Origin of the sequence: Streptomyces sp. NBC_00996, assembly GCF_045162675.1 — a bacterium.
GTDB lineage: Bacteria > Actinomycetota > Actinomycetes > Streptomycetales > Streptomycetaceae > Streptomyces.
Window position 1 is genome coordinate 1,238,749 of record NZ_CP108723.1, and the last position, 24,291, is coordinate 1,263,039.

Annotated in this window: 22 protein-coding genes; 12 read left to right on the plus strand and 10 right to left on the minus strand. The window is 71.6% G+C overall.

Translation table 11 applies throughout. The features are described 5' to 3' along the window. The first annotated feature begins 126 nt into the window (after positions 1 to 126). Both OG390_RS06210 and OG390_RS06215 read left to right on the plus strand, forming a co-directional pair. Positions 127 to 732, plus strand: a complete 606-nt coding sequence (locus OG390_RS06210; protein ID WP_406165649.1) for a hypothetical protein — start codon at positions 127 to 129, stop codon at positions 730 to 732. A 158-nt stretch (positions 733 to 890) separates the two neighbouring features. Beyond that, on the plus strand, positions 891 to 3,323 hold the full coding sequence (locus OG390_RS06215) for a right-handed parallel beta-helix repeat-containing protein (protein ID WP_406165651.1): 2,433 nt from the start codon (positions 891 to 893) through the stop codon (positions 3,321 to 3,323). Positions 3,324 to 3,389: 66 nt separating this feature from the next. On the opposite strand, the gene OG390_RS06220 is transcribed toward OG390_RS06215, so the two are convergent. Further along, on the minus strand, positions 3,390 to 5,744 hold the full coding sequence (locus OG390_RS06220; RefSeq protein WP_406165653.1) for a hypothetical protein: 2,355 nt from the start codon (positions 5,742 to 5,744) through the stop codon (positions 3,390 to 3,392). Positions 5,745 to 6,025: 281 nt separating this feature from the next. Between OG390_RS06220 and OG390_RS06225 the strand changes: the two genes are divergently transcribed. Beyond that, entirely contained in the window at positions 6,026 to 6,856 is an 831-nt protein-coding gene (locus tag OG390_RS06225; RefSeq protein ID WP_406165655.1) for a DeoR/GlpR family DNA-binding transcription regulator, read from the plus strand. Between the two features lie 129 nt (positions 6,857 to 6,985). Next, positions 6,986 to 7,465, plus strand: coding sequence for an SRPBCC family protein (locus OG390_RS06230; protein ID WP_406165657.1), 480 nt, complete (start codon positions 6,986 to 6,988; stop codon positions 7,463 to 7,465). Between the two features lie 57 nt (positions 7,466 to 7,522). Here OG390_RS06230 and OG390_RS06235 read toward each other — a convergent pair whose 3' ends face one another. Then, positions 7,523 to 8,647 carry a PLP-dependent cysteine synthase family protein gene (locus tag OG390_RS06235; RefSeq protein ID WP_406165659.1) on the minus strand — a complete coding sequence of 375 codons (1,125 nt, stop codon included), beginning with the start codon at positions 8,645 to 8,647 and terminating at the stop codon, positions 7,523 to 7,525. A 367-nt stretch (positions 8,648 to 9,014) separates the two neighbouring features. On the opposite strand from OG390_RS06235, the gene OG390_RS06240 reads away from it, so the two are divergent. Both OG390_RS06240 and OG390_RS06245 read left to right on the plus strand, forming a co-directional pair. Beyond that, positions 9,015 to 9,338 (plus strand): hypothetical protein, encoded by a 324-nt coding sequence (locus tag OG390_RS06240; RefSeq protein ID WP_406165661.1) that lies wholly within the window; start codon positions 9,015 to 9,017, stop codon positions 9,336 to 9,338. Positions 9,339 to 9,679: 341 nt separating this feature from the next. After that, positions 9,680 to 10,195: an ATP-binding protein gene (locus OG390_RS06245; RefSeq protein ID WP_406165663.1), complete on the plus strand. Its 516-nt coding sequence runs from the start codon at positions 9,680 to 9,682 to the stop codon at positions 10,193 to 10,195. A 62-nt stretch (positions 10,196 to 10,257) separates the two neighbouring features. Here the strand turns inward: OG390_RS06245 and OG390_RS06250 are convergent, their stop codons facing one another. The 3 genes from OG390_RS06250 to OG390_RS06260 are packed head-to-tail and all read right to left on the minus strand — an operon-like array spanning position 10,258 to position 13,879. After that, complete coding sequence (locus OG390_RS06250; protein WP_406165665.1) at positions 10,258 to 12,819, minus strand: ABC transporter permease; 2,562 nt, start codon at positions 12,817 to 12,819, stop codon at positions 10,258 to 10,260. Further along, positions 12,816 to 13,574 (minus strand): ABC transporter ATP-binding protein, encoded by a 759-nt coding sequence (locus tag OG390_RS06255; protein WP_406165667.1) that lies wholly within the window; start codon positions 13,572 to 13,574, stop codon positions 12,816 to 12,818. Before OG390_RS06255 ends, OG390_RS06250 begins: the two co-directional genes overlap by 4 nt. Next, positions 13,571 to 13,879 carry an SHOCT domain-containing protein gene (locus tag OG390_RS06260; RefSeq protein ID WP_406165669.1) on the minus strand — a complete coding sequence of 103 codons (309 nt, stop codon included), beginning with the start codon at positions 13,877 to 13,879 and terminating at the stop codon, positions 13,571 to 13,573. Before OG390_RS06260 ends, OG390_RS06255 begins: the two co-directional genes overlap by 4 nt. Positions 13,880 to 14,083: 204 nt before the next feature. Here OG390_RS06260 and OG390_RS06265 point away from each other — a divergent pair, with 204 nt between their 5' ends. Continuing rightward, positions 14,084 to 14,662: a TetR/AcrR family transcriptional regulator gene (locus OG390_RS06265; RefSeq protein ID WP_406165671.1), complete on the plus strand. Its 579-nt coding sequence runs from the start codon at positions 14,084 to 14,086 to the stop codon at positions 14,660 to 14,662. A gap of 219 nt (positions 14,663 to 14,881) precedes the next feature. On the opposite strand, the gene OG390_RS06270 is transcribed toward OG390_RS06265, so the two are convergent. Both OG390_RS06270 and OG390_RS06275 read right to left on the minus strand, forming a co-directional pair. Continuing rightward, the gene (locus OG390_RS06270; RefSeq protein WP_406165673.1) at positions 14,882 to 16,123 is read right to left on the minus strand and encodes an ROK family protein; all 1,242 of its coding nucleotides are present in this window, start codon (positions 16,121 to 16,123) and stop codon (positions 14,882 to 14,884) included. A 74-nt stretch (positions 16,124 to 16,197) separates the two neighbouring features. Further along, on the minus strand, positions 16,198 to 16,851 hold the full coding sequence (locus OG390_RS06275; protein ID WP_406165675.1) for an alpha-ketoglutarate-dependent dioxygenase AlkB family protein: 654 nt from the start codon (positions 16,849 to 16,851) through the stop codon (positions 16,198 to 16,200). Between the two features lie 112 nt (positions 16,852 to 16,963). Here OG390_RS06275 and OG390_RS06280 point away from each other — a divergent pair, with 112 nt between their 5' ends. Beyond that, entirely contained in the window at positions 16,964 to 18,106 is a 1,143-nt protein-coding gene (locus tag OG390_RS06280) for a methyltransferase (protein ID WP_406165676.1), read from the plus strand. On the opposite strand, the gene OG390_RS06285 is transcribed toward OG390_RS06280, so the two are convergent. Beyond that, a complete protein-coding gene (locus OG390_RS06285; protein WP_406165678.1) occupies positions 18,096 to 18,869 on the minus strand; it encodes a helix-turn-helix domain-containing protein in 774 nt (257 codons plus the stop codon). The genes OG390_RS06280 and OG390_RS06285 overlap by 11 nt on opposite strands. 71 nt (positions 18,870 to 18,940) lie before the next feature. Here OG390_RS06285 and OG390_RS06290 point away from each other — a divergent pair, with 71 nt between their 5' ends. After that, positions 18,941 to 19,762 carry a phytanoyl-CoA dioxygenase family protein gene (locus OG390_RS06290; protein WP_406165680.1) on the plus strand — a complete coding sequence of 274 codons (822 nt, stop codon included), beginning with the start codon at positions 18,941 to 18,943 and terminating at the stop codon, positions 19,760 to 19,762. Further along, complete coding sequence (locus tag OG390_RS06295) at positions 19,759 to 20,040, plus strand: hypothetical protein (protein WP_406165682.1); 282 nt, start codon at positions 19,759 to 19,761, stop codon at positions 20,038 to 20,040. Before OG390_RS06290 ends, OG390_RS06295 begins: the two co-directional genes overlap by 4 nt. A 2-nt stretch (positions 20,041 to 20,042) precedes the next feature. Here the strand turns inward: OG390_RS06295 and OG390_RS06300 are convergent, their stop codons facing one another. Both OG390_RS06300 and OG390_RS06305 read right to left on the minus strand, forming a co-directional pair. Beyond that, positions 20,043 to 20,894, minus strand: coding sequence for a ketose-bisphosphate aldolase (locus OG390_RS06300; protein ID WP_406165683.1), 852 nt, complete (start codon positions 20,892 to 20,894; stop codon positions 20,043 to 20,045). 33 nt (positions 20,895 to 20,927) lie between these two features. After that, positions 20,928 to 21,818: an SIS domain-containing protein gene (locus OG390_RS06305; protein WP_406177523.1), complete on the minus strand. Its 891-nt coding sequence runs from the start codon at positions 21,816 to 21,818 to the stop codon at positions 20,928 to 20,930. 122 nt (positions 21,819 to 21,940) lie between these two features. Between OG390_RS06305 and OG390_RS06310 the strand changes: the two genes are divergently transcribed. Next, positions 21,941 to 22,720: a DeoR/GlpR family DNA-binding transcription regulator gene (locus tag OG390_RS06310; protein WP_406165685.1), complete on the plus strand. Its 780-nt coding sequence runs from the start codon at positions 21,941 to 21,943 to the stop codon at positions 22,718 to 22,720. Between the two features lie 327 nt (positions 22,721 to 23,047). Then, positions 23,048 to 24,220, plus strand: coding sequence for a PP2C family protein-serine/threonine phosphatase (locus OG390_RS06315; protein ID WP_406165687.1), 1,173 nt, complete (start codon positions 23,048 to 23,050; stop codon positions 24,218 to 24,220). Positions 24,221 to 24,291 lie beyond the last annotated feature (71 nt).

The window sequence follows — 24,291 nt, forward strand, 5'->3', positions numbered from 1 at the left end:
CGTTGACGCTTCGTGAGAAGTTCATGAGAGGTCCAGGGGAAGGGTGATTTCGCTCTCTCTTCCCCGGCCTCTCGCGTGAACGGCTCCGCTGGGGGTTATCACGGACGCGGAAGGGGGTGCGGGACGGTGCGAGCTATCAGCGGACTCTGGCGCTGGCGGCACAATCCGCTGCGCCGCACGACCGATCTGGTCGAGGCCTGGCTGGCCCTGGCGGCCGTGCTGCTCGTCCTCGTCGCCGCTCCCGTCATCGGCTCCCTCGTCGGGTCCGCGGCCCAGGACACGTTGCAGCAGTCCGTGCGGGACCAGCGGCAAAGCCGCCACGAGGTGGCGGCCACCGTCGTCAGGAAGCTGTCCCGCGGCCCGCTGGATCCCGACCCCGAGACCTCCTCCGCACGGGACGCCCAGAGCCGCGTCCTCGCCGACTGGAGGGCACCGGACGGCACCGCGCGGCACGGCACGGTGATAGCCGCTCTCAAGTCACCGCGCCACGGGGACCACTTCACGATCTGGACCGACCTGCACGGCCGAATAGTCGGCCGCCCGCTGGACAGCGCCACCGCGACGACCCACGCCGTGCTGGCCGGATTCGGCGCAGCCCTGATGTCCGCGGGACTCGTCGAGGGCGGCAGGCGGCTGATCGTCTGGCGCATGATCCGTCGTCGGTACGCCCGTTGGGACCAGGCCTGGAACAGGGCGGGTCCCGACTGGGGCCGGACCGGCACCGGCAGTTGACGGCCTTCCCGCTCCGGTCAACCCGGCGTCCCCACGCACGCTACGGTGGACCGGCCGAAGTGTTCGGCACCGCCGTGAGAGGCTGTCCTTGATCCCGACGGGCTTTCAGTACGGCCTCGCAGGACCCGCGTACGACGAGGTGGGGGCACAACAGCGCCATGGCACAGGGCACGGTCCAGGTGACGCACACCGGCACCTCGCGGTGGCGGCGCCGCACGGGAGAGTACGCATCGCTGGCCGCCGCCCTGGAGGCCGCGGCAGACGGCGATGTGCTCACCGTCGCCCCCGGCACCTACCGGGAGAACCTGGTGGTGCAGCGCGCGGTGACGCTGCGCGGCCCCGAGGGCTCGCCCGGCTCCGTGCGTATCGCGCCGGTGGACGGGGTGCCGCTGACCGTGCGCGCCTCGGCCGTGGTCCAGGACCTGCACGTGGAGGGCCAGGACTCGGCGGCGCCCGCGCTGCTCATCGAGGAGGGTACTGCGGAGCTGCTGGACGTGCGGATCGTCACGCGGTCCGCGGCCGGGATCGAGGTGCGCGGCGGCGCCCGGCCGACCGTGCGCCGTTGCACCGTCGACAACCCGGCCGGCATCGGCATCGCCGTACTCGACGGCGGCGGTGGGGTGTTCGAGGACTGCGAGGTCGTCGCGGCCGGTCAGTCCGGCGTCGCGGTCCGCGGGGGCGCCCATCCGCGCCTGGAGCGCTGCCGGGTGCACCACACCTCCGGCGCGGGGCTTTCGGCGACCGGTGAGGGTTCGTCCCTGGAGGCGGTCGGCTGCGAGGTGTACGAGGTCAAGGGCTCCGGGGTGCAGATCACCGGTCGGGCCACCGCTCATCTCACCGACTGCGATGTGCACCGTACGACGGCCGACGGCGTCACGCTCGACACCGACGCGGTGCTCACTCTCGCCGACTGCCGTATCCACGACATCCCGGAGAACGCGGTCGATCTGCGCTCGCGCTCGGTGCTCACGCTGACGCGCACGAGCGTAAGGCAGTTCGGGCGCAACGGTCTGTCGGTCTGGGACCCCGGCACGCGCGTGGACGCCAACCAGTGCGAGATCTTCGACAGCACCGGCGACTACCCCGCGGTGTGGGTCAGCGACGGCGCGACCGCGGTACTCGACTCGTGCCGCGTGCACGACGTCCCGGACGCCCTGTTCGTCCTCGACCGCGGTTCACGCGCGGACGTCGTCGACAGTGATCTCTCCCAAGTGCGCAACACGGCCGTCTCGGTGAGCGACGGCGCGACCGCGCAGCTGGACGACTGCCGCATCCGGGACGCCGCGACCGGCGCCTGGTTCCGTGACCACGGCAGCGGTGGCACCCTGTCCGGCTGCACCGTGGACGGCACGCAGACCGGCGTGATCGTCACCAAGGGCGCCGATCCCACCATCGAGCGCTGCACGGTCACTTCACCGGCCGAGGCGGGCTTCTATGTGTCGGCCGGTGGCCGCGGCAGCTTTCTCAACTGCCGGGTGAACGACAGCGGGGGCTATGGCTTCCATGTGATCGACGGCTGTCGAGCGACGCTGAAGAAGTGCCGTACGGAGCGGTGTGCGCGCGGGGGTTACGAGTTCGCCGACGGCGGCGCGCAGGGCTCGAGCGGCGGTCCGGTCGTCGAGGACTGCACGAGCGACGAGAGCGCCGGACTGCGTTCCCCTGCGCACGAGACCACCGTGCAGACGTCGATCCCGTCGCCCAGCCTGCTGGGTGCGATCCCGGGGCAGCGCACCACCGAGCAGGAGCCCCTCGTCGCCGCCACGGAGCCGGTGCAGCCGACGCGCACGTCGAAGGCCGTCCTCGGGGAACTCGACGCGCTGGTGGGCCTGGAGAGCGTCAAGCGCGAGGTGCGGGCCCTCACCGACATGATCGAGGTGGGCCGCCGCCGCCAGCAGGCGGGCCTCAAGGCAGCCTCCGCCCGGCGCCATCTGGTCTTCACGGGCTCCCCCGGCACCGGTAAGACGACGGTCGCCCGGCTTTACGGCGAGATCCTCGCCTCGCTCGGCGTCCTCGAGAAGGGCCATCTCGTCGAGGTGTCCCGGGTGGACCTGGTCGGCGAGCACATCGGTTCGACCGCGATCCGCACCCAGGAGGCCTTCGACCGGGCGCGTGGCGGTGTGCTGTTCATCGACGAGGCGTACGCGTTGTCGCCGGAGGACTCGGGACGCGATTTCGGGCGCGAGGCCATCGACACGCTGGTGAAGCTGATGGAGGACCACCGGGAGGCGGTGGTCGTCATCGTCGCGGGCTACACGACCGAGATGGAGCGGTTCCTTTCGGTGAACCCCGGTGTGGCGTCCCGCTTCTCGCGGACCATCACCTTCAGCGACTACAGCCCCGAGGAGCTGCTGCGGATCGTGGAGCAGCAGGCCGAGGAGCACGAGTACCGGCTGGCCCCGGGCGCGGCCGAGGCGCTGGTGAAGTACTTCACGGCGATCCCGAAGGGGCCCGCGTTCGGCAACGGCCGCACCGCGCGGCAGACCTTCGAGGCGATGGTCGAGCGGCACGCGGGGCGGGTCGCCCAGCTGGCCGAGCCGAGCACGGACGACCTCACGCTGCTCTATGCGGAGGACCTGCCGGAGCTGCCCTGAGACGCGCCGCCGGGCAGCTGTCCCGAGGCGCGCCCCGGGACAGCCCACCTGGCGCACGCACCAGGGTCAGCTGCTCTCGAGCACACCGCCGGCGTCGTCCTGTGCGCGCGGGGGCGGGACGTCCGGCCTCAGTCGTGCCAGCAGCCGTTCCCGTTCGTCCGCGAAGGCCGGGTCCGCCTGGTAGTCGGAGTGGCCGAGGATCGGCGCGGGCAGCGGCTGCCGCTCGGTGCGGCCGTAGGCGAGCGGATCCTTGAGGGGCTCGCGGTCCACCTGGGGGCCGCAGTCGCCGGGCAGCCGTACGGGTCCGCCGATGGGGTCGGTCGGGCGGTACAGATTGCGCCAGCAGGCGACCTCGCGGTGCAGCGAGGTGAGAGCGGCCGGGCCGAAGTGGGCAGGGAACCAGCGCCCGTAAAGGCGCTCCAGGGGTGAGCCATAGGTGAGCAGTGCGATCCGTTTGCGTACCGACGGCTTCAACTGCCAGGCCGCGGCGGCCGCGAGGACACTGCCCTGGGAGTGCCCGGACAGCACGAGCCGTCCGCCGGTGGCGCGGATCCAGGTGGCCATGCGCCAGGTCAGGTCGGGCACGGCGCGCTCGGCGTAACAGGGAGGCGCGAAGGGGTGGGCGGCGCGCGGCCAGAACGTGCCGACGTCCCAGAGGATGCCGATGGTGCGGCGGGCGGCGGGATCCTTGTATGCGCGGCGGCCCCAGGTGACGAACAGTATGAAGCCGAAGCCGATCAGCCAGGACCCGAGCGCCTGCGCGGTCTCGGCGGCGCCCTGGACGACGGCGTACGCCCCCTGCGCGGCCTCGCCAGGGGGGTCCTCGGTCGCCAGCGAGCCCGCCAGGGCTCCGGCGCCCAGGAGCAGCGTGACGGAGGAGATGACGCCGACCATGCGAGGTGCCCGGTCGGTGAGGGCCGCCATCGCTCGCGTGCTCGCGATCCGGCGCGTACGGGCGGTGTCCTTGGGCTCTCCCTTGTAGTCGAGCTCCACGGGGTGCATCTCCCGGTTGCGCAGCTGCCAGGAGCGCCGGGCCAGCCAGCCGACGAGGGCCGCCAGCACGACGAGCAGCGGGGGGATCACGGAGGCCTGCCAGGTCAGCAGGACGGGCGGGCCCGGGAGCGAGTCCCGGGTGCCGTCCAGCCAGTCGGCGACGCGCTGGGACACCCCGCCGGACATCACGCCGCCCAGCGCACAGGCGAGCATTGCGACGGCGGGACCGGCGAGGCCGCGCATCGCGGTGCGCGTGTCGGGACGGGTGCGGTACAGGATGCGGGCCACCACGCCGAGCACGATGACAAGCATGCCCTGGACGAGGGCGATGCCGCCGAACGTCATGTCGCCGGGCAGCCGCCCCGTCGAGTGCCAGTCCGGGCGCGACCACCCGGCGTACACCAGGGTCAGGGCGAGCACGGCGATCGAGCCCACGGGCAGCCAGCGCACGAGGGTCTGGTCCAGTTCCTGGTCCAGCCGGTGCTCGCTTCGGCCACGGCGGCACACCACCCACAGCACAACGGCTGTGCCCACGACAAGGGTTGCGTCCAGGAGCTGTCCCAGCATGCCGAGTACGGCGGGGCCGCCGGAGACACGGTCGTAGCGGGCCGCGGAGGTGCCGACCGCCGCGGCGACCGTCAGGAGGCCCGCGGCAGTGTGCGCCGCGCGCAGCCGGGCCACCAGGCGGCGCCCGTACCAGAACCCGGGCCGGCCGAGCCCGGTGCGGCCGGTCTCCTCGTCGGGCTCGGCTCTGCGGGACATCGGCTGCTGCGACTCGTACGCGCTCCAGGTGCGGTGGGACAGGTACCACAGGAGGCCGGTCAGCGCGGCGGGCACCAGGCAGGCCAGGGCGAGGCGCCGGCCCGGCTGACTCCACCAGCCGCCGCCGGACACCTCCGGTGAGAGGAACCCCAGCCAGGAGTGCTCCCGGGCGCACGCGCGCGTGCCCGCGCACTGCCAGGCGGTCAGGTCGAGGGCGACCTCACAGGCGGCAGCGACGAGCAGCACGGTCAGGGTGAGTCCGGCGAGGCGGACGAGCAGGCCGTACAGGCGGACCGTCCGTTTCCGGCCGCGGGTGGTGGGGCGCATCCAGTGCGCGAGGTTGACCACCATGAAGGGCAGGAGTAACAGCCACAGGGCGCGGGCGCCGTTGCCGGAGGTGAGGTTGCACCACACGTAGGCCTCACGCACCGGTTTGCCCCGGTAGTCGTCGGGACGCTGCTCCGCGTCTGCGTCGTCGGCGCGCCGGAAGACGGCCGCCGTCGCGTCGCCGGTGATCCGGACCGTCCGTGGATCGTTGAGCATCTCCTCCGGTGTGGTCCCGCCGACCCCGTGGACCAGGAGTTCAAGGGCGGTCTCGGCCCCTTCGGGCCGCTGTGCGGGGTTGCCGAGCTCCCCCGTCGAGGCATGTTCCCGTGCACGTTCCACTGTTTCTGCACTTCCCCCGTGCCGTGTGTGGCGTGTGTCATGTGCAGGCACAAGGATCTCCATTCCGAGGGGTGTGCACACCCGTAGTCACGGAATCTCCCCGATACGTGTGACAGTGACGGCGCGGGAGCGGCCCGGTGTCTGTGCGGTGCGGTGGCACGACTCTCGGTGACCCGTGCAAGGATGGGGGGTCCTCAGGACCTCGGACAAGGAGAATGTCCACGTGGGAGTGGGTTCGGACGGAGTGTCGGGCAGCCAGTGGCGAAGGGACCGGAGCGGACGTGAGTGAGAATCAGAACCTCCTCGCGGAGCAGCGCCGCGCACTGATCCTGGACGAGGTGCGCCGCCGCGGTGGCGTCCGCGTGAACGAACTGACCCGGAAGCTCGGCGTCTCCGACATGACGGTCCGCCGCGACCTCGACGCCCTCGCACGTCAGGGTGCCGTGGAGAAGGTGCACGGCGGCGCGGTGCCGGTGGTCGAGGCGAGTACGCACGAGCCGGGCTTCGAGGCCAAGTCGGGTCTGGAGCTGACCGCCAAGGAGGACATCGCGCGCGCCGCCGCCGAGTTGGTCGCTCCGGGCTCGGCGATCGCGCTCTCCGGCGGTACGACGACGTACGCACTGGCCCATCAGCTGCTGGACGTCCCGGACCTGACCGTGGTCACCAACTCGGTGCGCGTGGCGGATGTGTTCCACTCCGCGCAGCGCACCTCGGGCCAGCGCCAGGGCGCCGCCACGGTCGTCCTGACCGGTGGGGTGCGCACGCCGTCCGACTCCCTCGTCGGGCCCGTCGCCGATCAGGCCATCGCGGCGCTCCACTTCGATGTGCTCTTCCTCGGCGTGCACGGGATATCGGTGGAGGCGGGCCTGTCGACGCCGAACCTGGCGGAGGCCGAGACCAACCGGCGGCTCGTGCAGTCCGCGCGCCGTGTCGTCGTGGTCGCCGACCACACCAAGTGGGGCACGGTGGGCCTGAGTTCGTTCGCCGCCCTCGAACAGGTCGACACGCTGGTCACCGATGCCGGACTGCCGGCCGAGGCACGCGTGGAGATCTCGGAACACCTCAGGCGCCTGGTGGTGGCCGGCGAGCCCGGAGACGGTACAGACATCTGACGGCCCGCCAGCTATGGTGACGCTGCTCCGCGCCTCCGGTGACGCCCCTCGCGCCGCCCGTGGCGCGGGCACGCCCTGGTCATCGCCCGCTGCCGCCCGGGACTCCGTTCCCGCAAGGGGGTTTCGTTCATGGCACGCCGTCTGCGTCCGGTGGGAGCCGACTTCGTCGAGAACGCTCCGCTGCGTCTGGTCTTCGCGCGGGTGGTGACCGCCCCTCCCGAGGCGGTCTTCCGCTCGCTCGCCGAGGACGTGTCCGGCTGGAGCGAGTGGTTCTCAGCCGTGACACTCGCCCGGCCGACCCAGGACGGCGCCGGGCGCGAGGTCCGGCTCAGGGGCGGCACGCGTTTCGAGGAGACGGTCCTGGTCGCCAGGGCTTTTGAGTTGTACGCGTACCGGGTGGACGTCACGAACGCGCCCGGAGCCCGGGCCCTGGTCGAGGAATGGCGGCTCACACCCGACGGGACGGGCACGCGGGTGCAGTGGACCTTCGCCGCCGACGGGACCGCCCTCTTCCGGGCGGCCCTCACACTCGGTCGTGCAGGTCTGGGCCGCGCCTTCCGCGACGCGGTGACGGCGCTGGACCGACGACTGGCGTCGACCCCGGCCTGAAGCCCGGCCGGGACTTCGGCGCCATGAGCTCGCCCGGCACCGGGCACAGTCAGGGCCCTAGTCCGGCCACACCCCGGTCTCCAGCAGCGAGGTGATCGCCCTCGTGTACGGCGCGATGTCCAGGCCCTGTTCGGCCAGCCACGTGTCCGAGTAGTACTTGTCGAGATAGCGGTCCCCGGGGTCGCAGAGCAGCGTCACCACGCTTCCCGTGCGCCCCTGGGCCACCATCTCGGCGACGATCTTCAGCGCGCTCCACAGGCCGGTGCCGGTGGAGCCGCCCGCCTTGCGGCCGATGGCCTGTTCCAGGGCGCGTACGGCGGCGACACTCGCCGCGTCCGGCACCTTCATCATCCGGTCGATGGCACCGGGCACGAAGCTCGGCTCCATGCGCGGCCGGCCGATGCCCTCGATGCGCGAGCCGCAGTCGCACGTGACGTCCGGATCGCCGGTGGTCCAGCCCTCGAAGAAACACGAGTTGTCCGGGTCGGCGACGCAGATCCGGGTGTCGTACTGCATGTAGTGGACATAGCGCGCGAGGGTCGCCGAGGTGCCGCCGGTGCCGGCCGTGGCGACGATCCACGTGGGTTCCGGGAATCGCTCCAACTCCAGCTGGCGGAAGATGGATTCGGCGATGTTGTTGTTTCCGCGCCAGTCCGTGGCCCGTTCCGCGTAGGTGAACTGGTCCATGTAGTGGCCGCCGGTCTCCACCGCGAGGGCGGCGGACTCCTCGTACATCTTGCGCGAGTCGTCCACGAAGTGGCACTGCCCACCGTGGAACTCGATCAGGCGGCACTTCTCGGCGCTCGTCGTGCGCGGCATGACCGCGATGAAGGGCACCCCGATGAGCCCCGCGAAGTAGGCCTCGGAGACGGCCGTCGAGCCGCTGGACGCCTCGATGACGGGGCGGCCCGGCCGGATCCAGCCATTGCACAGCCCGTACAGGAAGAGGGATCGGGCAAGGCGGTGCTTGAGGCTGCCGGTGGGGTGGGTCGACTCGTCCTTCAGGTACAGGTCGATGCCCCACTTCTCGGGCAGCGGGAAGCGCAGCAGATGCGTGTCGGCCGAGCGGTTGGCGTCGGCCTGGACCTTGCGGACGGCTTCTTTGAGCCAGCTCCGGTAGTCCGCGTCGCTGTGGTCGACGTCGAGGGTTTCGCCGGTCCGGGTCTGTTGGGGAGTGCTCACGGCGGGGCTCCTTACGCATCACGCCGACGCCGGTTCACTTGGTCGGACGCTTCGATCATAAACACCTCCCACACGCTTCTCACCTGCATAAACACATCTTTGAGCGGCCCAAAGGCAGCCCTGGGGAACGGCTCGGCGAGGCGCCGGGGGCGCATCCGGGAGTGTGCTCCCACCGGGACCGCCACCTCGTCATGCGCACTGGTGCTCCTCGCTGCCTGCGGGCAGACTGCACCGCACGGGACATGTCCCGCGGGCCGACCGCATCGCGATCACACGGGAAGGTGGTCGCAACCGGTGCACACGGGATCACGGCCCGCCGCGGGATCACGACGGAGCACAGCCGAAGCGCACAAGGGGGCGGGGCATCATGGCGGAGCCGGAGTTCACGGCCACGGGCGTGCGGATCGGAAAGAGGCTGCGCTCGCTCACCCGGGCCGGCCAGGTCCGGATCAGCGACGGCAGGCTGCAGTTGCTCACCAGTTACGGCAGCGAGATCGACAGCGCGCCGGTGCAGGCCGTGCGCGCGTCGAAGCCCTGGTTCGCCCACGAGGACCGGGCGTTGGCGGATGTCAACGGCACCCGCTACTCCCTCACCCTCGGCGAACACGACCCCGCGCCCGGCAAACCGGGGCCGCCCTCGGCGCGCCGGTTCATCGAGGCGGTACGCAAGGCGGCGGGACACAGCACCTGAAGCCGTACGCGAGGCAGCGAGGCGCCACGTCTGAAGCCATACGCCAGGCAACGGGACACAGCAGCTGACGCCCACCCGCCGGGCGGCGGGGCGCAAGCGGCCGAAGCCGCACGCCACGCCGGCGGGGCGGAACGGCAAAACCGCGGCCGCAGCGGCGAAAGCGCCGCGAGTTGCAGGACCGCACCCCCTGCGTCACGCTGGTCTCACGTCACTCTGGGTTTACCGGCGATAACGCTGCGAACCAGCCCGCCGGCCATGACAGCAGGCGGCCGTGCCACTCAGCCACTCTGCTGGATCCGATCTCCGTCTTCTTCCGGACCTCAATTCGGGGAGTCGCAGCCGTGATCAGCCAGCCAAGCAGGCATTGCACGGTGGAGCTCCAAGCCCTGCCGTCGCGGATCGGCCAGGTCCGCAGAATCGTCTCTGCGCAGTTGCGCTACTGGCATCTGGACCCCTTGATAGACCGGGCCGCGCTCGGCGTGACCGAGCTTTTGAGCAACGTCCACCGGCACGCCCAGCCCGACAAGACGTGCACCGTGGAGATCGAGCTGCTGCTCGACCGGCTCACGGTTTCGGTGCACGACCACGACCCCCGCCTTCCCGAGGTCCGGGAAGCGGACCCCGGCTCCACCGGCGGACGCGGCCTCGCGATGGTCGCCGCGGTGAGCGAGAGCTGGGGCGTGCGTCCCGACGGCGAGTCGGGCAAGGTCGTGTGGTTCACGCTCCCGGCCACGACCCCCGTGGTGACGACGCCCGCCCTCCCGCCGTACGACACGGCCCTCGAGACCCCGCGCACACACGCCGTCGATGGCCTGAGGCCCGAACACGCTCCCGCCCGGTCCGCCGTTGCCGGCTGACCGGGCGGTGACCCCCACCTCGTACGCCACTCAAGGGCGAAGGGCGTACGTCCCGCGGAGGCTCACTCGGTGGCGATGGCGCGCAGCACATCCAGGCGTGCCGCCCGCCGGGCCGGGCGCAGTCCCGCGAGGGCCCCGGCCGCGAGGCTCACCAGCGCCACCACGACCAGCTGCGCGGGCGGCACCGCGAAGGCGAAGGCGCTGTCCGACGCGCCGTCGGAGGCCTTGACGAGCACCCAGCCGAGGAAGGCGCCCAGGGCGAGCCCGCCCGCCGTGCCGAAGGCGGCCACGAGGACCGACTCCCAGCGGACCATGGCGCGCAGCTGCGCCCGAGTCTGTCCGACGGCCCGCAACAGACCGAGTTCACGGGTGCGTTCGTGGATCGCGAGCGTGAGCGTGTTGGCGATGCCCAGCAGGGCGATGAGCACGGCGAGGGCGAGCAGCGCGTAGACCAGGGTCAGCATCATGTCGATGCCGCCGGCCGAGGACTGCGCGTATGCGTCGCGGGTCTGCACCTGCGGGTTGCCGTACTGTTCCGCGACCTTCTGTACCGCGGCCTTGCCGTCGGCCGTGCTGACACCGTCCTTGAAGGAGACGGCGACGAGCGTGTCGGAGTCCTGGGTGCGGTGCGGCGCCCAGGCGGCCCGGGTGATGACGTAGTCGCCGGCGAGTTCCGACTGGCCGTAGACCGCGCGGACGATGAAGTTCTGCTTCTCGCCGTCGGTGAAGGCGAGTTGGGCCGTGTCGCCGGTCCTGAGGCGCTGCTTGTCGGCCTCCTTCTCGGTGATGGCGATGCCGTTGGTACCGAGGTTGTTCAGCGAGCCCTGTACGTCGCCGAGATCGAAGACCTTGCCGAGGGCCAACGGGTCGGTGACGGTCAACGCGCGTCCCTCGCCGTCGACTTCGGCGACGCCGCGGCCCAGGCCGACGGCGTTCTCGACGGACGGCTGCCGCGCGATCGCGGGGGCCAGTTTCGGGCTGAGCCCGCTGCCGCCCGCGCCGAACGACGGGGTGCTGACGGCGACGTCGCCCGCGAAGGACCGGGAGACCGTCTGGTCCATGGTGGCCTTGAGCGAGGCGCCGAAGACCGTGAACAGCGAGACGACGGCCACGCCGATCATCAGGGCGCTCGCGGTGGCGGCGGTCCGCTTCGGGCTGCGCAGCGCGTTGCGCCGGGCGAGCCCGCCCGTGACACCGCGCAGCCTGTCGAGAGGGCCGCCGAGGACGCGTACGGCTGTCGAGGACGCGACGGGACCGAGAACCACGAAGGCGGCGAGGGCGAGTACGGCGCCGAGCCCGGCGAGCCACAGCGACGGATTCGCCAGTACGCCGGTCAGGGTGCTGCCGACCGCCAGTGCGGCCAGGCCGCCGCCGACGATCGCACGCCCGCGCGAGGCCCCGGACCGGTCGACGGCCGTCTCGCGGAGCGCGGCCAGCGGTGCCGTGCGTCCGGCGCGCACAGCGGGCAGCAGCGCGGAGCCGAGACAGACCACGACGCCGACCGCGAGCGGCAGCAGCATGGACAGGCCACTGATCACCAGGTTGCCCTCGGGGAACGGGAATCCGATGGCCGGGAAGAGCGCCTGCAGTCCTGCCGCGACACCGATGCCGCCCGCGAGGCCCGCGGCCGAGGCGGTCACGGCGACGACGCTCGCCTCGACGAGGGCCGAGACGGTCACCTGGCGGCGGGAAGCGCCGAGGGCACGCAACAGGGCGTTCTCGCGGGTGCGTTGGGCGACGACGATCGCGAAGGTGTTGTGGATGGAGAAGGTCGCGACGAGCAGCGCGATGCCGGAGAAGACGAGCAGGAACGTCGTGAAGACGGTCAGGAACTGGCTGGAGATCATGTCGGTGTTCTCCTGCGCCGACTCCTGACCGGTGATGGCCTCGACTCCCTTGGGCAGGACGGGAGTCAGATCGGAGACGAGCTGCTGCTGACCGACGCCGGGACCGGCCCGCACGCGGATGCCGGCGGCCTCGCCGGGCTTCGCGGTGAGGTACTTCTCGGCGTCGGCCTGCGTCATTCCGGTGAACGTCACCTGTGCCATGCCGTCCTCGCCGCCGAAGGTCGCGAGGCCCACGATCGTCACCTTGACGGGATCGGGTGTGCGCAGAGTCGTCGCGTCGCCGATCTTCAGGTCGCCCTTCTTGGCGGCGCCCCTGTTCACGACGACCTCGCCGGACTTCGACGGGGCGCGGCCTTCGGCGAGTCGGTAGGCGTTGAGCTGGGGATCCTCGATCCAGTTGCCCGCGAGGGTGGGCGGGCCCTGGCCGCCGATGGGCTTGCCGTTGGAGCCGACGAGCTGGCCCGCGCCCTGGATGTCGGGCGCGGCGGCCGCGACGCCGGGCGTCTGCTCTATCGTCCTCAGCAGGCCGGTGGAGACGGGCCGGCGCACGCCCTGGCTCTCGCCGGGCGTGGTGATGGCGTCGGCGCTGCGGACGACGGCGTCGGTGCCCTTCGTGGCATTGCCGAACATCGTGTCGAAGCCGGCTCGCAGCGTGTCCCCCATGACCAGCGTTCCGGCCAGGAAGGAGACGCCGAGGAGCACTGCCAGGAACGTACCGGCGAAGCGTCGTTTGTGGGCGCGCAGGGAGGCGACGCTGATGCGCACCGAGGCATTCATGACGGCACCCCCTTGCCGTCGAAGGCCTTCATCCGGTCCAGGACCCTGTCGGCCGTCGGGGATTCCATCCGGTCCACGAGGCGCCCGTCCGCGAGGAAAACGACCTCGTCGGCGTGCGCTGCGGCCACCGGGTCGTGGGTGACCATGACGACCGTACGGTCCATCTGACGCACCGCCCGGCCGAGGAGGTTCAGGACCTCCTCGCCGGAGCGGGAGTCGAGGTTGCCGGTGGGTTCGTCGGCGAAGACGACATCGGGCTGTCCGGCGAACGCCCGCGCCACGGCGACGCGTTGCTGCTGTCCGCCGGAGAGCTCGCTGGGGCGGTGGTGGAGCCGGTCGCGCAGGCCCACGACGTCGACCAGGGCGTCGATCCAGTCGCGTGAGCCCTTGGATCCGGCGAGGTCCATCGGCAGCGTGATGTTCTCCGCGACGGTCAGCGTCGGGACCAGGTTGAACGCCTGGAAGACGAAGCCGATGCGGTCGCGGCGCAGCAGCGTCAGTCGGCGGTCGTCGAGCGTGCCCAGTTCGGTGTCGCCGATGTACGCGGCACCGGAGGTGAGTGTGTCCAGGCCCGCCGCGCAGTGCATCAGGGTGGATTTGCCGGAGCCCGAGGGCCCCATGATCGCGGTGAAGCGACCGGCCGGAAAGCCGACGCTCACCCCGTCCAGGGCCCTCACGGCGGTGTCTGCGCTGCCGTACACCTTGACGGCGTCGGTGACACCCGCGGCATGACGCGTCGTGGTCGCGGTGGTCATGCCGCGCCCCCCTTGCCCGTACGCCCGAACTGCTCGTCCAGGACAGAGAGTCGGCGCCAGTACTCGTCCTCGTCGATCTCTCCGGAGGCGAAGCGGCGGCCGAGCACGGCGATCGGCGAGTCACCCGTCGGGCCGAAGCCGCCGGCGGGGCCGAAACCGCCCATCGCGCGCCACGGACCGCGGCGGCCGATCCGGCCGGTACGACGCAGGACCGTCACGACGCCGATCACGACGGCGGCCCAGATCAGTGGGAAGAACAGGATCCACGGGCCGGGGCCGCCGTCCCGGTTCGCCAGGGTCTGCATGGTGAGTCATCTCCTCGGTGGAATCTGTTGCGATGCTTCGAGATTGGCTCCGGGAGGGGGGCTCAGTCGTCGTACGGCCAGCGGCTGTACGCATACCTCCGGGGGAGTACGCGAGGCGTCCCGGGCTGCTCCCTTGAAGGCCTCAACTTCTGTACCTACTGGTATGCCTCGACTCCTGTACCTACTGGTATGTACAGTGAATCCATGAACACTCCGGACCGACTGATCGAGTCCACCCGCGAGCTGTTGTGGGAGCGCGGTTACGTGGGCACCAGCCCCAAGGCGATCCAGCAGCACGCCGGCGCGGGGCAGGGCAGCATGTACCACCACTTCAAGGGCAAGCCCGATCTGGCCCTCGCCGCGATCCGCCGCACCGCCGAGGAGATGCGCGCTACTGCCGAGGGCGTACTGAGCGCGCCCGGATCGCCGTACGAGCGCATCGAGGCGTACCTGCGCCGTGAGCGCGACGTGCTGCGCGGCTGCCCCGTGGGGCGGCTGACGATGGATCCGGAGGTCATCGCGAGCGACGAGCTGCGCGCGCCCGTCGACGAGACACTCGACCGGCTGCGCGAGCGGCTCGCCGGAATCGTCGAAGAGGGCAAGGAGCGGGGCGAGTTCGCGCCCACGCTCGACGCGGAGGAGATCGCCGCGACGATCCTCGCGACCGTCCAGGGCGGCTATGTGCTGGCCCGCGCGTCGGGATCACCCGCCGCCTTCGACACAGGAGTTCGCGGACTGCTCTCGCTGCTCACGTCGACACGTGTTCCGCCTGCGCAAGCCTGACGAAGCCCGAGGGTGCGCCGTGAAGCGCGAGTTGTTCGAGTGGCGGTGAAAGGACGCCACCGCCGCCCTGTCGCAGCAGGGCGGTTGAAGCTGAGGGCAGCCCGACCCGGGAGGTGCCAGGAAGGGTGGCAAGCGGCCCTGACAAAGCCGGCGTGCGTCGGGCGACCTGCGACGACCGCTCCTCGCGGTGCTGTGGGGTCTGACCGGTTCCTGAGCCCCTCAGACCTCGGCCAGCGCCGCCGGCGGGTCGTCGAGCACCGGCTGCCATGCCAATTCGGCCGCCCCTACGAGGCTGTTGTGGTCCAGCGTGCAGGCGAGGATCGGTACGCCGCCGCTCTGCCCCCACAGGCTGCGGTCGGCGACGACGGCGCGCAGCCGGTCCGGGTCGGCGTCGAGCAGGGTGCGGTGCAGCCCCCCGAGGATGATCCGGTCCGGGTTGAGGATGTTGACGAGGCCGGCGAGTCCGAGACCCAGACGGTCGATCAGCGCCTCGGTGGCCGTGCGCACGCCCGGGTCGGCGTACTGGCCGCGGATCAGGTCGTTGGCCTGCTGGAGCAGCGACACCTCGGGGCCGGGGTCGCGCCCCGCCGCGACGAGGAAGGCAAGCGGGTCCGCCTCGACGTCGAGACAGCCACGGCTGCCGCAGTAGCAGGGACGGCCCTCGGGGTTGACGGTGAGGTGGCCGACTTCGAGCGCGAGCCCCGAACTGCCGATGTGCAGCCGCCCGTCGAGCACGAGCGCGCCACCGACGCCCCGATGCCCTGTGGCCACGCACAGCAGGTCACGGGAGCCGCGGCCGGCGCCGTGGCGGTGCTCGGCGAGAGCGGCGAGGTTCACGTCGTTGGCCGCGAAAGCGGGTCCCTGGATGCCGGCCGCGCGCACCCGCTCGGCGAAGATCTGGCGCACGGGGGCACCCGCGGGCCACGCCAGGTGCAGCGGGTTGAGGGCGAGCCCGTCGGGTTCGGCGACCGCGGACGGCACGGCGAGTCCGGCGCCCACGCAACGCCGCCCCGTCTCGCGCAGCAGCTCGGCGCCGGCCTCGACGACCGAGCCGAGCACCTTCGCCGGATCGGCGTCGACGGTCTCGCAGCCGGGCGCGGTGGCGACGATCCGGCCGCCGAGGCCGACCAGTGCGGCGCGAAACCCGTCGGCGTGCACCTGCGCGGCGAGCGCGACGGGCCCGTCCTCCGCGACCTCGAGGCGGTGCGAGGGTCTGCCCTGCGATCCGGCCGCCGCACCGGGCCGCGCGTCGACCCGGATCAGACCCAGCGCCTCCAGCTCGGCGGCCACCGCGCCCGCCGTCGCCCGGGTCACCCCCAGCTCGGCGGTGAGGACGGCACGCGTCGGCGCTCGCCCGGTGTGCACGAGTTCCAGCGCCGGTCCGAGCGCCCCGCGCCCCCGGTCCAGCCGCGTCCGCGTGTTCCCTTCCCCCGCCGTCCGGGGGCCCGCCTTGCCGTTCATGAGGGCGAGTCTCCCATGATCCGCTCGTCCGATGGCCCGTCCGGTGGCCGGGCGCCTGATTCACCACACAGGCTCTAAAGTCCGCTCACCCGCAGAGTGATGTTGAGCCGGCCGGTGAGCCCCAACTCCGGCGGTGCCGTTCCCGGGAACACCCGCGGCACCCCGTGATACGCGAGCCGCGACGCCCCGCCGAACACGAAGAGGTCTCCGCTGCGCAGCTCGACATCCGTGTACGGCCGCGCGCGGGTCTCCGTGTTCCCGAACCGGAAGACGCAGCTGTCGCCGAGGCTCAGCGACACCACCGGCGCGTCCGACTTCTCGTCGCTGTCGCGGTGCATGCCCATGCGGGCGTCGGCCTCGTAGAAGTTGATCAGTGCGATGTCGTAGGCCGCCGTCGCCGCCCGGGCTCCGAGGGCGTCCGTGACCGCGCGTCGGCCGAGATCGTCCAGCCACCGCGGGAAGGGTTTCACGGGGGCGCCGTCGCCGTCGGCGACCGTGCGTGCGTACCGGTACGGGTACCAGTGCCAGCCCAGGCAGACCTGCCGCGCGGTCATCGTGCCGCCGCCGGGGGTGCGCACCGTGCGCAGGCCGGCCGGCGGGCGGGCCCAGGTGCGGCAGGCCTCCAGGAGCTCCCGCCGGCGGTCGGCGTCCAGCCAGTCCGGGACGTGCACCGCGTCGGGCGCGATCTCCGTCCGGCTCCGGGGGAACAGCTCCGCGTCCGTCGACATGGTTCCATCCTCGCGCACCGGCCCGACCGGGGCTGAGCTGCGGCCCGGTCGAGCGGCACCGGCGAGTGGGGCGTGCCCGGGCTTCCCTTGGGTCGCTTAGCCTTGACCCACGATGAACGACCGGATGAGCACACCCTGGGGCGAGTACGCGCTCGCCCGCTTCCCCGAGGACCCGCGCGAGCAGCTGCGTGCCTGGGACGCCGCCGATACCTATCTGCTGCGGCACCTCGCGGAGAGCGGGACCCCCCTGACCGGATCGGTCGTGATCGTCGGCGACCGCTGGGGCGCGCTCGCCACGGCGCTGTCGGCGCACCGGCCGACGCAGATCACCGACTCCTTCCTCGCGCGCGAGGCGACTCGGGCGAACCTCGCGCGGGCCGGTGCCGAGGAGACCGCGGTACGGCTCCTCACCACGCAGGACACCCCGCCGGACCGCATCGACGTGCTGCTCGTCCGGGTGCCGAAGAGCCTCGCCCTGCTGGAGGACCAGCTGCACCGGGTGGCGCCCGGTGTGCACGAGGGGACCGTCGTCGTCGGCACCGGAATGGTCAAGGAGATCCACACCTCGACGCTGCAGCTCTTCGAGCGGATCCTCGGTCCGACCCGCACCTCGCTGGCCGAGAAGAAGGCCCGGCTCATCTTCTGCACCCCGTACCCGGGCATCGCGCGGGACACCAACCCGTGGCCGTTCAGCTACCGGCTCCCCGACGGCATCGGTCCGGTCTCCGGCCGCACCGTCGTCAATCACGCGGGCGTCTTCTGCGCCGACCGCCTCGACATCGGCACCCGATTCTTCCTCCAGCACCTGCCGCGCAGCCGCGGTGCCGAGCGGGTGGTGGACCTGGGCTGCGGAAACGGGGTCCTCGGTACGGCGATCGCGCTGGCCAACCCCGAGGCCGAGGTGCTGTTCGTCGACGAGTCGTACCAGGCCGTGGCCTCGGCCGAGGCGACCTATCGGGCCAATGCCGAAGGGAGCGCGGAGTTCCGCGTCGGTGACGGGGTGGCGGGCGTCCCCGCCACAAGCGTCGACCTCGTCCTCAACAACCCGCCGTTCCACTCGCACCAGGCCACGACGGACACGACGGCCTGGCGGATGTTCTCGGGGGCACGGCGCGCGCTGCGGCCGGGCGGCGAGCTGTGGGTGATCGGCAATCGTCACCTGGGCTACCACCTGAAACTGCGCCGCCTCTTCGGCAACAGTGAACTCGTCGCCGGTGACGCGAAGTTCGTGATCCTCAGGGCCGTCAAGAAGTAGCGCCGCGCAGTACGCGTGGTGAGGCTCCGAGCTCGCGGCGGCACGCCTTGTTGAAGGCCTGCAGGTCGGGGATGCCGACGGAGGCGGCCACCGCCGGGATGGAGAGCGTCGAGGCGCGCAGCAGATGGTGGGCGCGCTCCAGTCTGCGGCGGCGAATGTAGGCCACGACCGTGGTACCTGTCTCGGTGCGGAAGAGCCGGGTGAGGTGGTTGTGGGAGACCGCTGCGGCGCGGGCGATCTCGGGGATGGCGAGCGGGGCGGCGAGGTGTGCCTCGATGTGGGCGATCGCCGTGCCGACCGCAGGGTGGGGGCCCGGACTCTTGACGGCGGGTGAGGTGAGACCGGCGATGCGCCACAGCGCGGTCCAGATCTCCGCCCGGGTACGCTCGGGCGCGCCCGGAGCCGCCGCGATCGCGTGGAGCAACAGATCGGAGAGAGTGCGGAGTTCGGGTCCCGCGTACTGCATGACGGGGACCGTACGGGGCGGGCCGACGGGGGCGATGCGCAGGTGGGCGTAGAGGTGCTCGGAACGGCCCTGGTAGCGGTAGCGGACCGTGGTGCCGGGCGGCACGAGACTCACCCGGCCGGGGCGGATCAGGTGCGACGTACCGTCGACGGTCAGCTCGGCATCGTACTGGTAGAGGTGCAGCTGCCACAGCTCCGGCAGCCGGAAGACGTCCGTGGGGCTCGCGACACCGTGCACGCCGACGCCGATGTTGACGACGGCGGGTGGCTCGCCCAGATGCAGCTCGATCTCCCGCATGGTGGAAAACTACCAGCAGTGGTGAGTGGGACCAACGCGTCGGCCTGGGGCGCCGCCCTACGTTGGGGCGCATGACCAACACGTTCGAGCACCCACTGTTGAGTTCGGTGCGGATGGCGCACTTCGTGGCCTACGGCTCGCTGCGGCTGGACGCCGTGGTGCCGCCGGAGATGAACACCGAGGGGATGGAGGTGCTGCGCCGGGGCCTGCCCGATGTGCCGTACGGGAGCCCTGTGCCGGACGCCTACCCGATGGGATCCTTCGCCCGCCGACTCCTCGAACTCCCGGTTCTGGCAGGGGCGTTGCGCAGTCTCATCGGGCCCGGCCCGACCGTCGACCATCACGCCGTGCACATCCGCGAGCCCCGCGAGGGACAGGCGCAGCCGCTGCACGGTGACGCGATCATCGATGTGCGCACCGACGCCTTCGACGTCCAGTTGATGTACTACCCGCAGGACGTCACCCTCGACATGGGCGGCACCCTGAGCGTGCCGGGCAGCCATCTGCGACGGACCAACGAGTCGGACACCGGGCGCTACCAGAACCTGCGCGGACAGAGCCGACTGGTCTGCCCGGCCGGCACGGTGGTGTTTCTGCACCATGGGCTGTGGCACGGCGGTCGGCGCAACGACAGCGACACGGTCCGCTACATGTTCAAGATCCGGTTCAATCCGACGGTGCGGCAGCGGCGGCTGTGGGACACCTCGGACCTCGGGGACCCCCGCGTCGCCGAGGAACTGGCCACCACCTTCCCCTGGTACGAGCCCGCCACCGGCCGCCTGGAGATCTACAACCGCGTCCTGATGTGGCGCGCGCTCACCGGGGACGACACCTTCGACCTGGACCACTGGGTGACCCGGGTCTCCAACCGTCCCCGGAAGGACGCCGTATGAGTACCCGTCAGCAGGTCCTGGTCCTCTACCTCGCCACCTCCGCCCTGGACTCGGACGTGGTGGGCTGGTCGGTCTACGACGGCACCGGTCGTATGTCCCCCACGACCGGGGACAGTGACGAACCTCCGTACAGGTCCGGCGTGCACGCCCTGGAGGACGGCTGGCGGCTGTTCCAGGCGGCGCAGCTGATCCCGCCGTATCCAGGGCGCGAGTACGACGTCTCGTTCCTCAAGCACGAGTTCTTCTTCGAGAAGCGGGTCGAACTCGACGCTGCGTGAGGTCAGCCCTGCAGTACCCCGATGAGCCGTGCCACCGCCCGTGCCATCGCCTCCCGACCCACGCTGAGGTACTTCCGGGAGTCCACCGCCTCGGGGTGGGCGGCGAGGAACTCCCGGATGGCGCCGGTCATCGCGATGTTCAGCGCGGTGCCGACGTTGACCTTGGAGATGCCGCCCCTGACGGCCGCCGCCAGCTCGTCGTCCGGAACTCCGGACGAGCCGTGCAGCACGAGCGGCACGCCGAGCGTCGCCGTCAGTCGCTTGAGGAGGTCGTGGTCGAGGGTGGCGGTGCGTGTGGTCATCGCGTGCGAGCTGCCGATCGCGACCGCCAGGCCGTCCACGCCGGAGTCGGCCACGAAGGCGCGGGCCTCGGCGGGGTCGGTGCGGGCGCCGGGGGCGTGCGCGTCGAGTGGCGGCTCGCCGTGCTTGCCACCGACCTCACCCAACTCGGCCTCGATCCAGAGACCTTGGGCGTGTGCCCAGTCGGCGGCGGCGCGGGTGGCGGCGAGGTTCTGCTCGTACGGCAGTCGTGCCGCGTCGTACATCACGGAGCTGAATCCGGCGCCGGGCGCCTGCCTGAGCAGGTCGTCGCTCTGGACGTGGTCGAGGTGCAACGCGACGGGCACCGAGGCGCGTGCGGCCGCAGCGGTCGCGGCGCGAGCCAGCGGAAGCAGCCGTCCGTAGCGGAACTTCACCGCGTTCTCGCTGACTTGGAGCACGACGGGAGCGTCGACGGACTCGGCTCCCGCGATGACGGCCTCGACGTGTTCGAGGGTGATGATGTTGAAGGCGACGACGGCGGTCCGCGCCTCGGCGGCCGCGACGACCAGGTCACCGGTTGCTGCGAGGGGCACAACTCCTCCTTCTCGGCGGGTGGTCGAGCCGGTTCAGCGGGCCGCCGGGCGGAGAATCACCGAGCGGGTGAGGTGGCGCGGCTGGTCGGGGTTGAGCCCGCGGGCCGCGGCGACCGCGACCGCCAGTCGCTGGGTGCGGACGAGTTCGGCGAGCGGGTCGAGGGCGCCCGCCACCCACAACCCGCCGGTCCCCCGCACCTGTTCGGCCAGCCCTTCCGGCGCCTGGCCGAACATCCAGGTGGCGGTGCCCCGGGTGGTGATGCTGATGGGGCCGTGCCGGTACTCCATCGCCGGGTAGGCCTCGGTCCAGGCGAGCGAGGCCTCACGCATCTTGAGCCCGGCCTCATGGGCGAGCCCGACGGTCCAGCCGCGGCCGAGGAAGGTGAATTGTGTGCAGTCGACCAGCCCATCGGGCAGCGGAGTCTCCAGCGCGGTGCGCGCGTCGGCCACGACGGCGTCGGTGTGCAGACCGAGGTGCGCCCGGAGCAGCGTGAGTGCGGTGGTCGCGAACCGGGTCTGCACCACGGACCGCTCGTCGGCGAAGTCGAGCACGACGCTGTCGTCCGCGCACTGCATCACGGGAGTCTCGGGGTCGGCGGTGATGGCGGTCGTACGCGTTCGTCCGCGAAGGTGCCCGAGGAGTTCGAGTACCTCGGTGGTGGTGCCGGAGCGGGTGAGGGCGACGACGCGGTCGTACGAGCGGCCGCGCGGGAACTCCGAGGCGGCGAAGGCGTCCGTCTCGCCCTGCCCGGCCTGCTCGCGCAGCGCGGCCGAGGACTGCGCCATGAAGAACGAGGTGCCGCACCCCACGATCGCGACCCGCTCCCCCGCCGCGGGCAGCGCGGCTCCGTGCGCGACGGCCTGCTCGGCGGCGCGGCTCCAGCACTCGGGCTGACTGTGCAGCTCGTTCTCGACATGGGTCATGCCGTACCCCTCCCACTGATGCTTGTTCATGCAAGATATAGCGAGCTTTCAAACACAATCAAGCATTCTGGTGGGAGTGGGGTGCGCTAAGGTCGCGGAAGATCGAGGAATGGAGTGTGCGGATGTCGCGCGACGCCCGCTGGAAGGCGCTGCTGGAACTGCTGGTGGAACAGGGCCGGTTGGATGTCGAGGAGGCCGCGGCCCGGCTCGAGGTGTCGGCCGCGACGATCCGGCGTGACTTCGACCAGCTCGCCGAGCAGCAGATGCTCGTGCGCACCCGGGGTGGCGCGGTCGTCCACGGCGTCTCGTACGAACTGCCCCTTCGTTACAAGACCGCCCGCCACGCCTCCGAGAAACAGCGCATCGCGAAGGCGGTGGCCGACCTCATCGCCCCGGGCGAGGCAGTGGGCCTGACGGGCGGCACCACGACCACCGAGGTGGCCCGCGCCCTGGCCGTACGCCCCGATCTGGCATCCGGCTCGCCCGCGCTGACCGTCGTCACGAACGCGCTGAACATCGCCAATGAGCTCGCCGTGCGCCCCCAGTTCAAGATCGTGGTGACGGGCGGCGTCGCACGCCCGCAGTCGTACGAGCTCATCGGCCCGCTCGCGGACGGAGTGCTCGGCCAGATCACCCTCGACGTCGCCGTGCTCGGCGTGGTCGCCTTCGACCCCACGCATGGCGCGGCCGCCCACGACGAGGCCGAGGCCGCGATCAACCGCCTCCTGTGCGAGCGCGCCGAGCGCGTGATCGTCGCCGCCGACTCCAGCAAGCTCGGACAGCGCGCCTTCGCCCGGATCTGCGCGGCGGAGTCGGTGGACACGCTGGTCACGGACGCGGGGGTGGGGCCGGAGACGACGCGGCGGTTCGAGGAGGCGGGGGTGAGCGTTGTCGCCGTGTGACGGCCGACAACCCGGTTCACAGCAGACCTGTCGGATACCGCGATCACGGCTTGAAGAGCGTCAACTCGGTTCACAGCCGGGAGTGGCCTGCCCCCTGGGCCGACAGCGGCACTTACGCGGCTGGGCGCCCGCCCAGATCGTCGGCCTGCGCCTGCCCGAGCGCCCGCCAGGACCGTGGGCCTGCGGCCCGCTCGGGGCGCCGCCGACCTGCTGCCCGACCGCGCCCAGCGGACGGCTGCGAGCTAGCGACGCCCCCCGCGAACACCACCTCTCACCGTGTGGGAATCATGAGAAAATGTGCGAAATCGGCTACGAAGTGGCGGCACCATGGCGGACGCGGGGATCGACTACGCGGCGGTGTTCCGGGCCCTGCCCGGCATGGTGGCGCTGCTGACGCCCCAGCTCATCTACGCCGACGCCAACGAGGAATTCCTGCGCTTGTCCGGGCGCACACGGGAGCAGCTGATCGGCCGCTATCTGTTCGACGTCTTCCCGGACAACCCGAACGACCCCACCGCGACGGGTATGCGCGACTTGGCGGCCTCGCTGCGCCGGGTGGCGGCCACCGGCGAACGCGACGCCATGGCCCTGCAGCGGTACGACGTCGAATCCACCGAGCAGCCCGGGCAGTGGGAGCAACGTTTCTGGAGCCCCATCAACGCACCCGTGCACGGCCCCGGCGGGAGAGTGGTGCTGTTGGTGCACCGGGTCGAGGAGGTCACCGAACTGGTCCGGGCCCGTGGCGCCCCCAGCGGAAGCCGGTCCCGTGTGCTGGAGGCAGAGCTGTACACACGCGCCCGTGAACTGCAGGAGCTCAACGAACGTCTGCGCCAGTCCCATGCCCGCGAGCGCGAGGTGGCGCTGGCCCTGCAGGAGTCGATGCTGCCGGCGCCCGGTCAGCTGGGACACCGCCGGGCTGCCGTGCGCTACCGACCCGCGGTCGGCTCACTGAACGTCTGCGGGGACTGGTACGACCTGGTCGACCTGGTGGGCGGCAACCGCATCGGCGTGGCCGTGGGCGACGTGGTCGGCCACGGTCTGGAGGCAGCCGGCGTGATGGGCCAGCTGCGCAGCGCGCTCACCGCCGCCTCCCGAGTCGCAAAGGGCCCCGCTCAGGCCCTGGACGTCCTGGGACGCTATGCCCACGTGGTCGACGGCGCCGAATCGGCCACCGCGGTCACGACCTTCATCGACTTCGACCATCACACGATCACCTACAGCAGCGCCGGCCACCCCCCGCCCGCGCTGGTCCACGCCGAGGGTCGAGTGGAGTTCCTCGACCAGGCCACCGAACCGCCGCTCGACGCCCGCCCCGATCCGATCCCGAGGCCGCAGGCCGCCACCGCGTTCACCGACGGCGCCACCGTCGTGCTGTACACCGACGGCCTGATCGAACGGCGCGGCGAGGACATCGGCACCGGACTCGACCGCCTCGCCACGTCCCTGGTCCGCCACAAGGATGCCGACCCCGAGACCCTCGCGGACGCCGTCCTCCACTAGCTGCTTCCGCCGGGGGGCGCCACCGACGACACCGCGCTGATCGTCGTGCGGTTGTGACCGAGCGGGGTCGC